Annotated in this window: 13 protein-coding genes and 1 pseudogene; 10 read left to right on the top strand and 4 right to left on the bottom strand. The window is 68.1% G+C overall.

Features of this window, described 5'->3' with window-relative positions; all coding sequences use genetic code 11:
- Positions 1 to 572, top strand: a pseudogene (locus tag O6P37_RS17195) (DUF222 domain-containing protein); the annotation flags it as partial.
- A 27-nt stretch (positions 573 to 599) separates the two neighbouring features.
- Here the strand turns inward: O6P37_RS17195 and O6P37_RS17190 are convergent.
- The 3 genes from O6P37_RS17190 to O6P37_RS17180 all read right to left on the bottom strand — a co-directional run bounded on the left by O6P37_RS17190 (position 600) and on the right by O6P37_RS17180 (position 3,701).
- A complete protein-coding gene (locus tag O6P37_RS17190; RefSeq protein ID WP_269895210.1) occupies positions 600 to 1,235 on the bottom strand; it encodes a class I SAM-dependent methyltransferase in 636 nt (211 codons plus the stop codon).
- Between the two features lie 236 nt (positions 1,236 to 1,471).
- On the bottom strand, positions 1,472 to 2,668 hold the full coding sequence (locus O6P37_RS17185; protein ID WP_269895209.1) for an NAD(P)/FAD-dependent oxidoreductase: 1,197 nt from the start codon (positions 2,666 to 2,668) through the stop codon (positions 1,472 to 1,474).
- A gap of 46 nt (positions 2,669 to 2,714) precedes the next feature.
- Complete coding sequence (locus O6P37_RS17180) at positions 2,715 to 3,701, bottom strand: sigma-70 family RNA polymerase sigma factor (protein WP_269895208.1); 987 nt, start codon at positions 3,699 to 3,701, stop codon at positions 2,715 to 2,717.
- A 131-nt stretch (positions 3,702 to 3,832) separates the two neighbouring features.
- On the opposite strand from O6P37_RS17180, the gene O6P37_RS17175 reads away from it, so the two are divergent.
- Both O6P37_RS17175 and O6P37_RS17170 read left to right on the top strand, forming a co-directional pair.
- Positions 3,833 to 4,399, top strand: a complete 567-nt coding sequence (locus O6P37_RS17175; RefSeq protein ID WP_269895207.1) for a dihydrofolate reductase family protein — start codon at positions 3,833 to 3,835, stop codon at positions 4,397 to 4,399.
- A 46-nt stretch (positions 4,400 to 4,445) separates the two neighbouring features.
- Positions 4,446 to 5,204 (top strand): alpha/beta hydrolase family protein, encoded by a 759-nt coding sequence (locus O6P37_RS17170; protein ID WP_264012124.1) that lies wholly within the window; start codon positions 4,446 to 4,448, stop codon positions 5,202 to 5,204.
- Between the two features lie 8 nt (positions 5,205 to 5,212).
- Here the strand turns inward: O6P37_RS17170 and O6P37_RS17165 are convergent, their stop codons facing one another.
- Positions 5,213 to 6,001, bottom strand: coding sequence for an SDR family NAD(P)-dependent oxidoreductase (locus tag O6P37_RS17165; RefSeq protein ID WP_269895206.1), 789 nt, complete (start codon positions 5,999 to 6,001; stop codon positions 5,213 to 5,215).
- A 296-nt stretch (positions 6,002 to 6,297) separates the two neighbouring features.
- Here O6P37_RS17165 and O6P37_RS17160 point away from each other — a divergent pair, with 296 nt between their 5' ends.
- The 7 genes from O6P37_RS17160 to O6P37_RS17130 all read left to right on the top strand — a co-directional run bounded on the left by O6P37_RS17160 (position 6,298) and on the right by O6P37_RS17130 (position 11,973).
- On the top strand, positions 6,298 to 6,846 hold the full coding sequence (locus O6P37_RS17160) for a TetR family transcriptional regulator (protein WP_269895205.1): 549 nt from the start codon (positions 6,298 to 6,300) through the stop codon (positions 6,844 to 6,846).
- Between the two features lie 196 nt (positions 6,847 to 7,042).
- Positions 7,043 to 7,732, top strand: coding sequence for a hypothetical protein (locus O6P37_RS17155; RefSeq protein WP_269895224.1), 690 nt, complete (start codon positions 7,043 to 7,045; stop codon positions 7,730 to 7,732).
- Between the two features lie 196 nt (positions 7,733 to 7,928).
- Positions 7,929 to 8,531, top strand: coding sequence for a TetR/AcrR family transcriptional regulator (locus O6P37_RS17150; RefSeq protein ID WP_269895204.1), 603 nt, complete (start codon positions 7,929 to 7,931; stop codon positions 8,529 to 8,531).
- 205 nt (positions 8,532 to 8,736) lie between these two features.
- A complete protein-coding gene (locus tag O6P37_RS17145) occupies positions 8,737 to 10,269 on the top strand; it encodes a nitric oxide reductase activation protein NorD (RefSeq protein ID WP_269895203.1) in 1,533 nt (510 codons plus the stop codon).
- A 22-nt stretch (positions 10,270 to 10,291) separates the two neighbouring features.
- Positions 10,292 to 11,095, top strand: coding sequence for a CbbQ/NirQ/NorQ/GpvN family protein (locus O6P37_RS17140; protein WP_269895202.1), 804 nt, complete (start codon positions 10,292 to 10,294; stop codon positions 11,093 to 11,095).
- 12 nt (positions 11,096 to 11,107) lie between these two features.
- The gene (locus tag O6P37_RS17135; RefSeq protein ID WP_264012118.1) at positions 11,108 to 11,239 is read left to right on the top strand and encodes a hypothetical protein; all 132 of its coding nucleotides are present in this window, start codon (positions 11,108 to 11,110) and stop codon (positions 11,237 to 11,239) included.
- Positions 11,236 to 11,973, top strand: a complete 738-nt coding sequence (locus O6P37_RS17130; RefSeq protein WP_269895201.1) for a hypothetical protein — start codon at positions 11,236 to 11,238, stop codon at positions 11,971 to 11,973. Before O6P37_RS17135 ends, O6P37_RS17130 begins: the two co-directional genes overlap by 4 nt.
- Positions 11,974 to 11,993: the final 20 nt, after the last annotated feature.

Raw genomic sequence — 11,993 nt, 5'->3', positions numbered from 1 at the left:
ACCGAGGTGGCGCGGCGCCCGCACGGACACCGCACCACCGTGATCGCCCACGTGGACGTCGAGCAGAAGAGCGCCTCGTTGCATCTGGGTCCGGTGCTGACCGACGCCGATCGCCAATTCCTGCTGTGTGACGCCACGTTCGAGGTGTGGTTGGAGCGTCACGGGCAGGTCATCGGCTCCGGGCGCGATACCCGTCAGATCAGCCGCCGGTTGCGTCGGGCGCTCGAACACCGGGACCGCTGCTGCGTGGTGCCGGGGTGTGGGGCCACCCGCGGATTGCATGCCCACACGTGCGGCACTGGGAGGACGGCGGCGCCACCGAACTCGACAACCTCGTCCTGGTCTGCCCGTACCACCACCGGATGCATCACCGAGGCGGCATCACCATCACCGGACCCGCCGACCGCCTGATCGTCACCGACAGGGATGGACGCCAATTGAGTTCGGCGTCACTGGCCCGACCCCCGACAAAACCCCGACCCGATGTACCACCCTGTCCCGGGCCCACCGGCGAACGGGCCGACTGGTGGTGGTACGAGCCGTTTCAACCGCAGCCACCACCGGACAATTAGCGGCTACTTCGGCTGCGGGTGACCAGATTACGTGTAGCGGCCCAGCGCCCAGGCCCGGACTCCCGGCGGCTCGAGCACGTCAACCGGCTCCCCGTCCTTGAATATCTCCGTCTGCGAGACGGCGCCCGCCTCGATGGCTTCTCGCCACGCCTGATGCGGGCCCTTGCCCCAGGAATGCCATGGCGTCAGGTCGTCCATGATCACCGCGGTGTCAGGTGAGCACAGGGCGCGCATGTTGTCGATGTCGGCCTTGGCCGCCTCGTACTCGTGGCCGCCGTCGATGAATGCCACATCGAGGCGGACGTCCGGATTCTCCGCTGCGAAACTGGGGACCGTTTCGCTTGAGTCGCCACAGATCAGTGTGTGCCGGCCGGGGAACTTCCGGTCCATCAGCCGCTTCGCGGCGCGCGATACCGCGTGCTCGCAGAGATCGAACGACACCACGTTCGCCTGTGGACACGACGCGAGTACCGCATAACTGGAGAACCCGGCGTTGAACCCGATCTCGCCGACGAGCCGCGCGTTCGTGCGCCGCACCGTCTGCACGAGATAGAGCAACTCGGAAGCGGAGCTGGATCCCTCGAGCGGAAGTCCGCCGCTGCGCAGGAGTTCCCATCTCGCCCGCCGCTTCAACCGCGTCATCTCCCGCACCGTTTGCGTCATGGCGGTGCAGAGTAACCCCACTCATGCCAACTCGGAAGCCTGCCTCGACCCGGTGGCGCGTCAGCGAGTGGACGAAAGATGTGCTGTCGGAGAGGTCGGCGAAGAACGATCGTGATCGCCCGTGCTCGAGCGCTGATCTGACGGATGCGGTTGGGTTACCGGAGCAACTGCCGCAGGTCATTGCGTCGAACGCCGACAGCCAGATCCGTCACACTGACCAAATCCACCAAAAGCCGCTACTTCGGTGCGGCCTGCAACTCCGGCGCAGCCGCAGCCAGCAGCGCGGTACGGTCACCATCGAGCGGTGGGTAGATCCGTTCGCCGTTGATCACCCGCTTGGTGGCTTTCGCCTCGGCGCCGCGCTTGACGACCCGCCGGTCCCAGCCCTCGGTGTACACCGCCCCGGCCGGTCCGAGATCGAGAACGGTGACATACCAAGGGATCCGCAACGTCAGCATCGGGGCGCCCAGCAGATCGCCGACCACGTTGTAACCGGCATATCGGCCCATCGGCCGACCATGCTGACACGACATCACCGACAGGTGCTCGTCGTCCATCCGCGCCGCCGCCACATCGCCCGCGGCGAACACTCCGCTCACACCCTGCACCCTCAGGAAGTCGTCGACGGGCAGCCGGCCCAGCCGGTCGCACGGCACGCCAAACTGCGCGGTCAATGGATTGGCCCGCATCCCGGCACACCACACCACGGTCGCGGCGTGCACCTCCTCACCCGACGACAGCGTCACGCTCCGCTCGCCGACACCGGTCACCCGAACGCCGGTGACCGTGTCCACGCCGTTCCCGGCCAGCGCCTCCTCGATGACGGGGCGCGCCGAATCGCCCATGTCCGAACCGACGTGCGGATTGTGGTCGACGAGGACCACCCGCGGCGTGACGCCGAGCGCGCCGGCGAGCATCTGCGGTAGCTCGCAGGCGATTTCGATGCCGGTGAGACCCGCGCCGACGACCACCGCGGTCGCAGACACCGGATCGCCCGGGTTCAGCGAACGGACATGGGCCTGCAGCCGCATCGCCCCGTCATACGTGTCGACGTCGAACCTGAACTCCGCGAGTCCGGGAAGATCCGGCCGCACCAGCCGGCTGCCCACCGCGAGCACCAGGCGGTCGTAGCCCAGCGTGGCGCCATCCGTGGTGCGGACGGTTCGCGCCGACGGGTCGACCTCGGCCACGTCGGCGGCGACATGCCGGATATCGACCGGATCGAGCAACTGCGGCAACGAGATTCGGCACGGTGTGAGGTCCGCCTCGTAATTGCGGACGCGGATGTCGTGATACGGCTGGGAACTGACCACCGTCACGTCGACCGCGTCGCGGGGCACGCCGAGTTCGTCGAGCCGCCGGGCGGCGCCCAGCGCCGCCCACAGCCCGGCGAACCCCGACCCGAGAACGAGGATGCGTGCGGTGTCCGGCATCGCCATATCGTCCACGTCCCCGCGACCCGGGCACAAGGGCACGCAACTAGGGGAGCGACCGCGGCAGGCCGAACGACGGGAGTACGGAGTTGTCGAACCGCGTCATCGCGCTGATGTGATCGGCGGCGAGGGTGAGCACGTACACGCCGGTGCCGTGCCGGACGCCGCCGGGTGCGCGCAGGTAGGCGCCGAACGCCGGCTGCCCGTTGGCCCGCGTCGGCACCAGATCGAAGCGTCGTCCGGCGCCGAAGATGTCGGCACAGAATCCGGCCACGAGGTCACGCCCGACGTACTCGAACGGCATCGGCGGCATCGACACGAAGACGTCGTCGGTCAGCAGGGTCACCAGTGCGCCGACGTCCGCGGACTCCCACGCGTCGACGAACCGGGCCACCACCGCGCCGGTCGAGGCGGACGGCGGACCGGCGTTCACCGGCCGGCGCTGTTCGACGCCGGCCCGCGCCCGCTTGAGTGCGCTCTTCACCGAGTCGACGGTCGAGTCGAGCATGCCGGCAACCTCGTCGGCGCGGAACCCGAGCACGTCGCGCAGCACGAGCACCGCGACCTGGCGGGGCGGCAGGAGCTGGAGCGCCGTGACGAACGCCAGCGAGATGGCCTCGGTCTGCGCGTAGCGGACCTCGGGCCCGGGCTGCGCGTCGACGACACCCTCGAGCAGGGCGTCGGGGAACGGCTGGAGCCAGACCACCTCAGTGAGCCGGCTCGGTTCCCGCGGTTCGACGCCGGGCACATTCCACTCCGAGGCCGGGCGCCGACCGGCCGCCCGCCGCGCGTTGAGGCACCGGTTGGTGGCGATCCGGTAGAGCCAGGTGCGCAGCGAGGCCCGCCCCTCGAAGGACGCGAATCCCCGCCAGGCCGCCAGCAGCGTCTCCTGCAGGGTGTCCTCCGCGTCCTGGAACGACCCGAGCATCCGGTAGCAGTGCACCAGCAGTTCGCGCTGATACGGCTCCGTCAGCTGGCGGAACGCGTCACCGTCCCCGGTCCGCGCCCGCGCCGCCAGGTCGTCGGCCATCACTTGCGTCTCTTCCTCCCACACCTCTGTACGGACACCGGCCGCGGGGCAGAGGGGGCGCCCGGCCGGACGCCCCCTTCGCCGACGTCGAGGTGTCAGTACACGGGACAGCCAACACCGATCGAGGAGCATTCATGGGACGAATCGTCGTCAGCGAGAACATCACGCTCGACGGAGTCGTCGAGGACCCCACCGGCGAGGAGGGCTCCGAGCGCGGCGGCTGGATCTCGGCGGCCGGTGACGAGGACCGCGCCGCGTGGGCGACGCTCATGCTCGACGAGGCGCGCGCGGCGCAGGTCCTGCTGCTCGGCCGGCGAAGCGACGAGTGGTTCGCGGCGCGCTGGCCTGCCCGCAGCGGCGAGTGGGCGGACAGATTGAACAGCATGCCGAAATACGTGGTCTCCGCCGGCCACCGGCAGCCGAGGTGGAACAACGCGACGGTCCTCGACGGCGACGTCGCGACCGCGGTGGCCGAGCTCAAGCGGACGGTCGACGGCGACATCGTCGTCTACGGCAGCGCCCGACTGGTGCACGCACTGATCGACAGCGAGCTCGTCGACGAACTGAGGCTCACGGTCTACCCCGTCGTGCTCGGCGCGGGCCGGCGCCTGTTCGGCGCGACGGCCGGTACGACACCCCTGGGACTGGTCGAGAGCCGCACGCTCGGTCGCAACCTCGTGTTCCTGCGGTACGTCCGGTGACGTGGTTGACAGGTGTTCATCGCGCGAGTCGTGATAGACCACCGGCATGGCCGAACGCGTCACCTTCTCCAGTTCCACCGGGCCGACACTCGCGGGCATCATCGAGCGGCCCGCGGGAGAGCCGCGCGGCTGGGGCGTCTTCTCGCACGGGTTCACGCTCGGCAAGGACTCGCCGGCGGCGGCGCGCATCTGCAAGCAGCTGGCGAAGGACGGCATCGGCATGCTGCGGTTCGACGCGCTCGGCCTCGGCGACTCCGAGGGGGACTGGGGTGACGGGTCGTTCACCCACAAGGTCGCCGACATCGTGCGCGCCTGCGAATTCATGGCCGACAGCGGCACTCCGGCCGATATCTTGATCGGACACTCCTTCGGCGGGGCGGCCGTGATCGCCGCGGCCAGGCAGTGCCCCGGCGTGCGGGCCGTCGTCACCGTCTGCGCACCGTTCGACCCCGCACACGCCGAGAAGCAGTACGACGCCGTGGTGGAGCGGGTGCTGGCCGAGGGCAGCGCCGAGTGGATGGCCGGGCGCCGGTCGCTGACGCTCAAGCGGGCGTTCGTCGAGGACGTCCGGGCGGCCGACCTGCGCGACAAGATCCGGGAGCTGCGGATGCCGCTGCTGATCCTGCACTCGCCGACCGACAACACCGTCGGCATCGCGAACGCCAGCGAGATCTTCCGCACCGCGCGACACCCGCGCAGCTTCGTCTCACTCGAGGGCGCCGAGCATCTGCTCACCGGCCCCGGGCAGGCCCACCGTGCCGGCCGCATCATCGGCGCGTGGGCCGACCCCTACCTCGGGGACTGACGGACGCCTCAGTAGTCCGGGATGGGCAGCGGCGAGTTGTTCGAGTCGATGCCGCCGTCGACGTGGAACGTCGCGTTCGTGGCGTAGCAGTCCTTGGTGCACAGGTAGACGGTCAGCCTGCCGAGGTCGGCGACATCGCCCAGCCGGTGCAGCGGAGTGAGCGCCTGCATCCGCTCCAGTGAGCCGGGCATCATGTCCAGGCTGCCCTGCAACCCCGCGGTGGCGAACGATCCCAGAGCGATGGCGTTCACCCGGATCTTCGGGGCGAGCTCCTGCGCCATCGCGCGCGTCAGTGCTTCGAGGCCGCCCTTGGCCACGCAGTAGGCGGCCAGCGCGCGGATCCCGAAACGCGCTGAGCCCGAGGAGATGTTGACGATGGAGCCGTGGCCGGCCTCGAGCATGTGCGGGGCCACCAACTGACTCATGATGAATGCCGAGGTGACACACCAGTCGAAGGTGTGCCGGAAGTCCTCGTCGGTGATGTCGAGGAATCGCCCGTAGGTGGAGCCGCCGACGTTGTTGACCAGGATGTCCACCCGGCCGAACGTCTCCATCGCGGTGCCGACGACACGTTCGCCGTCCTCCCGGCTGATCGCATCGGCCACCAGGGCCAGGCCGGTTCCGCCTTCGGCTTCGATCTCACCGATCGTGCCGACGATCTCGGACTCCGTGCGCGCCGTGCCCACCACCGTGCACCCGGCCTCGGCGAGCACCTTCGCGATTCCCGCGCCGACGCCGCGTCCGGCGCCGGTGACGATCGCCACCTGACCATCCAGATTGAACTGCTCGAGTGCCATGTTCGCTGCTCCTGGGACGTCCGACGGGAATGTGGACCACCCTATAGTCGGTGACTCAAGTCAGTCAGCAGAATGCCGGATCCGGCTCCGAAGGGTGACGCCGAGATGTGCACGGCTGACACGCCGGTCCACATGCCTCGCAGCCGCCCGGAGTCGGAGCGCGGAGACGCTAGTGTCGAAGGTTCACAGCAGGTGCGAACCCGGCTGACCAGGTCGGAACACGGCAGAACGGTAGGGCGGTGGCGAACGGTCTATCCGCGCGCGAAGCGAAGCGGTTGCAGACGAGGGAACGACTGATGGGTGCTGCCATCGCCGAGTTCAAGAGGTCGGGCATGGCCGACGCCGACGTCGGCGCGATCGTGGCCGCCGCAGGCGTCGCCCACGGCACCTTCTTCTTTCACTTCCCGACCAAGGAACACGTTCTCCTCGAACTCGAACGGCGAGAAGAGGACCGCATCGCCAAACAGCTCGGCCAGTTCCTCAAGTCGAAGTCCGATCTGCCCTCGGCGTTGGACGAAGCGGCCCGGCTGATCATCGGACTGGAGCGGCGCCTGGGCGGGTCGCTGTTCAAAGACTTCTTGGCGCTGCACTTCTCGCAGACCCGTCCGCCCGCCGAGGACGGCGACGACCACCCCATCATCGTGCTCGTCGCCGAGCAGATCGAGAAGGCCCGCGAGCGGGGCGACATCGATTCCGACGTGAACTCGATGAACAGTGCGGTGTTCTTCCTCCTCGGCCTGTATGCGCTGCTGGTCACCACCAACGACTGGCCGACACGCCGGGCGCTGCTCGACGACTACATGACCCGCACCCTGCGCAGCCTGCGGGTGGCACCTCCGCGCTGATCGCTCAGCTCTGACCGTCCCCCAAGGGACGCGAGCCTTTCGCCGTCCGCACTTCGATGACTATAGTCAGCCAGGAGTTCGACGGCCGGTGCCTGTTCGCCGGGTGCGAGGAGCCCGTCGGCGATCGTTAGGAGGGGTCGTGAATCTGCCAACGGTGAAGCTGCGGGGCGGCGGGCGCAGGGGTAAGTCTTCTGAGATCCCGGCGACGCCGAACGGCGGGCTGACGTTCGAGGACCACCACGAACGGTCGCAGCAGGCGCAGCGCCAGGCCGACAAGTGGCTGATCTCGGGTTCTCTGCTGATCGGCACCGCGGCCCTCGGCGTCTTCGGTCTGCCGCTGTTCCTGCGCGGGGTCTGGCTGCTGCGCAAGGCTGCGCGCGACGGACTCTCGGTGCGCCCGATGATCGTCACCCTGATCGGCTACCTGGTGATCATCGACGCCGCGATCAACACGGTCGGCTGGGCGCTCGACCTGGTGGCGAACCACACGCTGCTGGCACGCGTGCTGCTCAACGGCTGGGGCAACATGTTCGACGCCGGCTACTTCTGGCACTACAACGAACTGTTGCTCGGCGGCGCGGCAGGGCCGGGGGAGAAGGCGATGGAAGTGGGGATGATCCTCACCGTCTTCACGATGCGGATCGCCGCCGCGATCGGGTTCCTGCAGATGAAGCGCTGGGGTCACCAGTGGATGATCATCACCTGCTGGATGGGCGTGGTCATCTGGACCGTCTATGTCTTCAACATGACGATGTTCGCCGACGTCCGGTACGCCGGCGTGGTGTTCCCGGTGATCGGCTGGTGGCTCTACGACATCTTCTACATCACCCCGTTCCTCGCGATCCCGTACCTGCACACCGTGAACCGCGAGATCTTCTCCGACTGACGCACGCAGCCGCGGGGCCGGACGCCGGTCCGGCTCGCCGAAACAAGTCAGTGACCGGTATCGGCGAACTGACCCGCTATTTCGACGCAGTGCAGGTGAGACCTCCGTCTGGCACGCGCTTCTGACAAGTTCGGGGGCATGAAATGTCGGCAAGTCATTGACTTGAATCAGTAACAGCGATAGAACTGAGCTCACCATGACGCCACACCTCAAGCCGACCACGCGCGAGACGCGCAGGCGGCAGACGCGGGAGCGGATCCTGGGTGCGGCGGTCGCCGAGTTCAAGCGGTCGGGCATGGCCGGCGCCGAGGTGTCCACCATCGTGGCCGCGGCGGGTGTCGCACACGGGACGTTCTACTTCCACTTCCCGACCAAGGAACACGTGCTGCTCGAACTGGAACGCCGCGAGGAGTCGCGTGTCGCGGCCGAACTCACCCGGTTCCTGACCACCCCCCACGATCTGTCGGCCACGCTGACCGAGGTCGCCCGGCTGGTCACTGGTCTTCAGCAACGGCTCGGTGAGAGCCTCTTCAAAGACATTCTGGCGTCCCACTTCTCGCCGTCTCGACCGCTTGCGGACGGCTGGACTGACCATCCCGTCATCGTGCTGCTGGTCCGGGAGATCGAACGGGTGCGGGGCGAGGGTGCGCTGCACCCGCAGGTCGACGCCTTCTACAGTGCCGTGTTCTACCTGCTCGGGATCTACGGGGTGCTCACCGCGACCGACGACCGCGCGAACAGGGACGCCGTGTTGACCGGGCTGGTCGCCTCCGCGGTGCGTGGTCTGGAGGTCCGGTGACACCTTCCCGCCCCTGCGATCCGCCATCGACCTCTGAACCCACAACGAGGGAGCCGCACAATGGGTTACATCTGGGAGATTCTCCGCTACGTCGCCGCGTGGGGCGGAACGGGTCTCATCATCTGGTTCTGGTATTGGATGTTCTCCAACATCGGCACCTTCTGACCGCGTCCCGCCCGGCGCCGGCCGTCGGAGGTGGCCGGCGGTGACCGAACTCGCCGACATGGCGGCCATGGAGATGGAGCGGAGCTGCTCGCTCACGGCGGTGGCACTGAGCGACGAGCGCCGCGAAGGCGCGCGACTCGTGACGGGCACGCACCGCGCCTTCAGCCTGAGCGCGGGCCGGACCTTCGTGCACGTCCCGTATCCGCCGACGGTGCGGAACTGGTCGCGGCGCACCCTGACCTGCGGTGTCGCGCTGCAGTGTGCGCCGTCGAAGGATCGGCTGGCGGCCTACCGGCTCAACGAGCTGTCCGCACGGGAACTGCACGCGCTGACGCTCGTCGAGGCGGGAGTCGCACTCGGCTGGGTCACTTCCCGGTGGCCTGGCCTGATTCCGGAGTTCCGCCGTGTCGTGCCCGCGCTGGACGCGGGTGACGTCGACATGGACGCCCGCTCCATGATCGAGCGGGCCGTCGAGATGGCGCAGCGGCGCACCGAGCTCATCGACGATCCGCTGCTGGGGCGGCTGCCGTCGGCGTACACGGTGCCCGACGGACTGATCGACAAGTTCCGCAGGCAGTTCGGCAGACTGCCGTGGACCACCACGCAGAAGCGGATGCCGCAGCCGCACTCGGTGCCGGTGGGAGGCGACGGCGGTGTCCGCAATCCGAACCTGCCACCGCCGAGCCGGCCCGACGAGAGCGACCTCGACGTCACCCCGGAACACCGCCCGGGGATCCCGTATCCCGAGTGGAACGCCTGGACCAAGAGCTTCCTGCCGGATCATGTCGCCGTACTGGAGCGGGCGCGCGACGCACACGTCGGTGAGTCGAGAATCGAGTCGGCCGACCTGCGGAAGTGGTTCGAGGAGCACACCCACCGCGCCATGACCGGTCGCCTGGAGGACGGTTCGGACCTCGACGTCGACCAGTACGTCCGGCACTACATGGACCGCAGGACAGGCGAAGCGGGAGAACCGCGGGTGTTCCGCGAACTGCTGCCGCGTCACCGCGACGTCAGCACCGCGCTGCTGCTGGACGGCAGTTCGTCGCTGGGTGTGCACGGTGGCCGCATCTTCCGGCTGGAACTGGCCTGCGCCGACGCGCTGTCGCGAGCCATGACCAACGCCCGCGAGCGGCACGGCATCTTCGTCTTCACCGGCAACACCCGGCACCGGGTCGAGGTGCGCTGCCTCAAGGAATTCGAGGAGGCCCGCTTCGTCCCGCCGGGCAGCCTCGGGCTGACCACCGGCGGATACACCCGGCTCGGCGCCCCGTTGCGCCACCTCACCAACCGCCTGCTGGCGCAGCCGTCCGAACGGAGACTGCTGATCGTCATCGGCGACGGGCTCATCTCCGACGAGGGCTACGAGGGCCGTTACGCCTGGGCCGATGCCGCGCACGCGGTCGAGGAGGCCAACGACGCGGGCGTCTCGGTGTACTACGTCGGGGTCGGGCCCACCCGGGTCGATCCGCTACCCGAGGTCTTCGGACCGCGCCGCTCGCAACGTATCCGGCGCGTCGAGGAGTTGCCGAGGGTGCTGGCACACGTCCACCGCGAACTGGTCAGCGCATGACCGCCGACGATCCGAGGGAGAGATGACGCCAGTCACGTACTACGCGAACGGCAACGAGGTCCAGCTGTTCGAACAGGCCTACACGCGCAGGATCCCGGTCATGCTCACCGGACCGACCGGGTGCGGGAAGACCCGGTTCGTCGAACACATGGGGTCGCTGCTCAACCGGCCCGTGGTCACCATCAGTTGCCACGACGACCTGACGAGCTCCGATCTCGTCGGACGGTTCATGGTGACCGGCGGCGACGTCGTCTGGACCGACGGGCCCCTGACCCGGGCGGTGAAGACCGGCGCCATCTGCTACCTCGACGAGGTGGTGGAGGCCCGCCACGACTCGCTGGCGATCCTGCACTCGCTGACCGATCACCGCCGCGCGCTGTACCTCGACCGGGCCGGTGAGGTGGTGCACGCCCCCGAGGAGTTCATGCTGGTCTGTTCGTACAACCCGGCCTACCGCAGCTCGCTCAAGGAGCTAAAACCCTCGTTCCGGCAGCGGTTCGTCACCCTGCCGATGACCTATCTGCCCGCGGAACGCGAAGCCGAGGTGATCGTCGCGGAGACCGGAATCGACTCCGCGGTGGCGCGGCGACTGGTGCACTGCGCGACCGCTATCCGCACCGCCGATCAGGCCTTCCACTTCGAGCCGCCGTCCACCCGGGTGCTGGTCACCGCCGGGCAGCTGATCGCCGCGGGCGCAGGCGAACTCGAAGCGGCCGAAGCCAGCATCCTGGCACCACTGAGCACCGACGGCGCGATCAACGACGGCCTGCGGGAGGTCGCGGCCGCCAGCCTGATGAGCGATACCTCCAGCGCGCAACCACTCTAGAAGGGAATTCCGATGGTCGACCAGAGAGAGAAGAAGCGGAAGCGGGCACTCATCGTCTTCCAGATCGCCATCTACGGCTACCTGTTGGTGATGTTCCTGATCCAGCTGTACATGTCGTTCAGCCGCGGGTGGTGGGACCTGTGAACCTGCCGCTGCTCGGCCGGCGTTCGGCGGCTGGGGCGGCGGTGGCGGGCGCGCCGCCGGGCGGGTCGGTGTCGTTCGATGAGCACCACGACGAATCGCGCCTCGCGCAACGGCGGGCCGACAAGTGGATGATCGTCGGCGCCGCACTGATGGGAATGTGGGCGCCCGGCCTGATCGGATTCCCGATCTTCATGCGCGGAGTATGGCTGCAGCGCCAGGCGTTACGGGCCGGGCTGTCCGTGCGCCCGATGATCGTCACCCTGATCGGCTACCTGGTCCTCATCGACGGAATGCTCAACAGCCTGGGTTGGGCACTGGATCTCGTCGCCAATCACACCCTGATCAACCGGGTGCTGATGGTCGGGTGGGGCCACATGTTCGACGCCGGATACTTCTGGCACTACAACGAACTGTGGGTCGGCGGTGCCGCGGGCCCCGGCGAGAAGGCGATGGTGATGGGCATGATCATCACCGTCTTCGCGATGCGGTGCGCTGCGGCGATCGGATTCCTGCAGATGAAGCGGTGGGGCCACCAGTGGATGATCATCACCTGCTGGATGGGCGTGGTCATCTGGACCGTCTATGTCTTCAACATGACGATGTTCGCCGACGTCCGGTACGCCGGCGTGGTGTTCCCGGTGATCGGCTGGTGGCTCTACGACATCTTCTACATCACCCCGTTCCTCGCGATCCCGTACCTGCACACCGTGAACCGCGAGATCTTCTCCGACTGAGCGCAAGGAGCAACGACTGT

This window comes from Mycobacterium hippophais (assembly GCF_027529605.1).
GTDB lineage: Bacteria > Actinomycetota > Actinomycetes > Mycobacteriales > Mycobacteriaceae > Mycobacterium > Mycobacterium arseniciresistens.
Note: the sequence above shows the minus strand (reverse complement) of the source record. Positions and strands in the feature narration are given on the sequence as shown.

Bases quoted from the DNA above. Each gene is read 5' to 3' on its own strand.
- O6P37_RS17160 (WP_269895205.1), top strand. From the start codon at position 6,298: ATGGGTGCTGCCATCGCCGAGTTCAAGAGGTCGGGCATGGCCGACGCC.
- O6P37_RS17170 (WP_264012124.1), top strand. From the start codon at position 4,446: ATGGCCGAACGCGTCACCTTCTCCAGTTCCACCGGGCCGACACTCGCG.
- O6P37_RS17185 (WP_269895209.1), bottom strand. From the start codon at position 2,668: ATGCCGGACACCGCACGCATCCTCGTTCTCGGGTCGGGGTTCGCCGGG.
- O6P37_RS17150 (WP_269895204.1), top strand. From the start codon at position 7,929: ATGACGCCACACCTCAAGCCGACCACGCGCGAGACGCGCAGGCGGCAG.
- O6P37_RS17140 (WP_269895202.1), top strand. From the start codon at position 10,292: ATGACGCCAGTCACGTACTACGCGAACGGCAACGAGGTCCAGCTGTTC.
- O6P37_RS17165 (WP_269895206.1), bottom strand. From the start codon at position 6,001: ATGGCACTCGAGCAGTTCAATCTGGATGGTCAGGTGGCGATCGTCACC.
- O6P37_RS17135 (WP_264012118.1), top strand. From the start codon at position 11,108: ATGGTCGACCAGAGAGAGAAGAAGCGGAAGCGGGCACTCATCGTCTTC.
- O6P37_RS17190 (WP_269895210.1), bottom strand. From the start codon at position 1,235: ATGACGCAAACGGTGCGGGAGATGACGCGGTTGAAGCGGCGGGCGAGA.
- O6P37_RS17175 (WP_269895207.1), top strand. From the start codon at position 3,833: ATGGGACGAATCGTCGTCAGCGAGAACATCACGCTCGACGGAGTCGTC.